The sequence below is a fragment of the Arthrobacter sp. GCM10027362 genome (assembly GCF_042679445.1).
In the GTDB taxonomy this organism is placed as follows: domain Bacteria; phylum Actinomycetota; class Actinomycetes; order Actinomycetales; family Micrococcaceae; genus Crystallibacter.
In genome coordinates this window covers 1-2,575 of sequence record NZ_JBHTML010000316.1, presented here as the reverse complement: position 1 = coordinate 2,575, position 2,575 = coordinate 1, and the positions used below count along the sequence as shown (strand labels likewise).

Genomic DNA, 2,575 nt, shown 5'->3' with positions numbered 1-2,575 from the left:
TGGCCAGCGGGCAGCACGGCCTGCAGCTGGCCGGCGCCTGGCTGGCCGGTACCGGGCTGGTGGCGGTCGTTGCCGATGCCCGGCAGCGGGCCCGGCTGCTGGCCGAGGACTTGGGGGCCGGAACGCAGCCGGAGGGGCTGCCCGCGGATACCCCGTAGCCGGCCTAGTCTTCTACAATGTGTAGAAGAGTCCGGGAAGCCAATGTTGTATTTTCGATGTAACCCCAAGCAAAGAAGGCAGACTGTTGAGCATGAGTGAAACGTCCGTGTCGGAATCCGCCGCCGCCGAAGAGCAGTACTTCACCCTGTGGACCGTCTTCGCACGGTCCGGTGTCCCAATCCAGGACTCAGCCATCACCGACTTCGAGGCCGCTGTCGCCAAGCTGGCCGAGAACGGTGTGACCCTGCGCGGAGCTTACGACGTCTCGGCCATGCGCGCGGACGCCGACGTCATGGTCTGGCTGCACGGCTCGAAGCCGGAGGAACTGCAGGCAGCCGTGCGTACCATCCGCCGCACCGCGTTGTTCGAGGACACCGACATCGTCTGGTCCGCCATGGGCGTGCACCGCGAGGCAGAGTTCGCCAAGAGCCATTCCCCGGCTTTCTCCCGCGGTGTCGAGCCGAGCACCTGGCTGTGCGTCTATCCGTTCGTGCGCTCCTACGAGTGGTACCTGCTGCCGGCCGAAGAGCGCGGCAAGATGCTGCGGGACCACGGCATGCTCGGCCGCGACTTCCCGCAGGTGCTCTCCAACACTGTCTCCTCCTTCGCGCTCGGTGACTGGGAGTGGATCCTGGCCCTGGAGGCGCCGGAACTGGTGGACCTGGTGGACCTGATGCGTCACCTGCGGGCCACGGATGCCCGCAACCACGTGCGCGAGGAAACCCCGTTCTACACCGGTCGCCGGATCAGCGTGGCGGAAATTGCCGAGGTTTTGCGGTGACCAACCCCGGCGACGGCTCCGGCGCGGACTTCCGCTTCGATCCGCGCGAAGCCTACGACGAGAACGGGGTGATGGCCCCGAAGCCCTACGACGCCGTGCTGCTGGCCTCCTTCGGCGGGCCCGAGGGACAGGATGACGTGATCCCGTTCCTGCGCAATGTCACCCGTGGGCGCGGCATTCCGGATGAGCGGCTTGAGGAAGTCGCCGCCCACTACCGCGCCAACGGCGGCATCAGCCCGATCAATGCGCAGAACCGGGCCCTGAAGGCTGCGATGGAGGCCGAGCTGGCCGCCCGCGGCATCGAGCTGCCGGTGTACTGGGGCAACCGCAACTGGGCTCCCTACATCCAGCCGACGCTGCAGCAGATGTACGACGACGGCCACCGCCGCGTGCTGATGTTCTCCACCAGCGCCTACGCCGGCTACTCCAGCTGCCGCCAGTACCGCGAGGACATCGGCCTGGCACTGCGCGAGGGCGGGCTCGAGGGCAGGCTCGAGGTGGACAAGGTCCGCCAGTACTTCGACCACCCGGGCTTCATCGAGCCGTTCGTCGAGGGTGTGGCCGCCGGCCTGGCGGACGTCCGCGCACAGCTGGCCGCCGAACCGGACGCACCGGTGCGGATTGTGTTCACCACGCACTCGATCCCGGTCTCGGACGCCGAGGCCGCCGGCCCGCGCGACCTGGCCGCCCGGCTTGCAGCCGAACTGCACACCGACGTGTACTCCGCCCAGCACCTGGCCGTGGCCCGCGCCATCCTGGAACGGGTGCCCGAGGCCGCCGGCCTGGAATGGTCGCTGGTCTTCCAGTCCCGTTCCGGGGCCCCGCACATCCCGTGGCTGGAACCGGACATCAACGACGCCCTCGAAGAGTACGCCGCCGCCGGCACGCGCGGCGTCGTGGTGGTACCGATTGGTTTCGTCAGCGACCACATGGAAGTCGTCTGGGACCTGGACACCGAGGCCAGGGACACCTGTGCCCGGCTGGGCCTGGCCTTCCACCGGGTCCCGACGGCCGGCACGCACGCCAGGTTCGTCAGCGGCATCGTGGACCTGATCTCCGAGCGGCTGGCCGGGCCCGGCGGCAAGGCGCTGCTCGAGGGCCGGGCCAGTGTGGCGGACCTGGGTCCCTGGTTCGACGTCTGCCGGGCCAACTGCTGCGTCAAGGTGATGCGCGACGGCACCGTGAAGCCGACCATCGCCGCAGTCGATTCCGAAGTGGGTGTTCCGCAACCGTGAACCAGGCTCCCTCCACCGCCGCGGCTGGTTCCTTCCGGGTGGGGACCCGGGGCAGCGCCCTGGCGGTTACCCAGACCACCACGGTCGCCGAGGCGCTGGCGGCCGCCAGCGGCCACCCGTACGAGATCGTGCGGGTTAAGACCGAAGGCGACGTCACCAGCGGCCCGCTGTCCCAACTGGGCGGGACAGGCGTGTTCGCCGCCGCCCTGCGCCTGGCCCTGCTCGAGGGCGGGTGCGACGTGGCCGTTCACTCGCTCAAGGACCTGCCCAGCCTCCAGCCGGAGGGCCTGGTGATCGCCGCGACCCCGGCCCGGGTGGACGTGCGTGACGCCCTGTGCGCGCGGGACGGCCTGACCCTGGCCACGCTGCCGGCCCGGGCCACGGTGGGCACGGGTTCGCC

At 69.7% G+C, this 2,575-nt stretch carries 2 protein-coding genes and 1 pseudogene; all 3 read left to right on the top strand.

The window, feature by feature from the left end; translation table 11 throughout:
* The first annotated feature begins 250 nt into the window (after positions 1 to 250).
* Positions 251 to 940, top strand: a complete 690-nt coding sequence (gene hemQ, locus ACFQ36_RS22120) for a hydrogen peroxide-dependent heme synthase (protein ID WP_377017624.1) — start codon at positions 251 to 253, stop codon at positions 938 to 940.
* A gap of 71 nt (positions 941 to 1,011) precedes the next feature.
* A complete protein-coding gene (locus ACFQ36_RS22115; RefSeq protein WP_377017626.1) occupies positions 1,012 to 2,175 on the top strand; it encodes a ferrochelatase in 1,164 nt (387 codons plus the stop codon).
* A pseudogene (locus tag ACFQ36_RS22110) lies at positions 2,172 to 2,575 on the top strand (hydroxymethylbilane synthase); the annotation flags it as partial. The gene ACFQ36_RS22115 and the pseudogene ACFQ36_RS22110, both read left to right, overlap by 4 nt.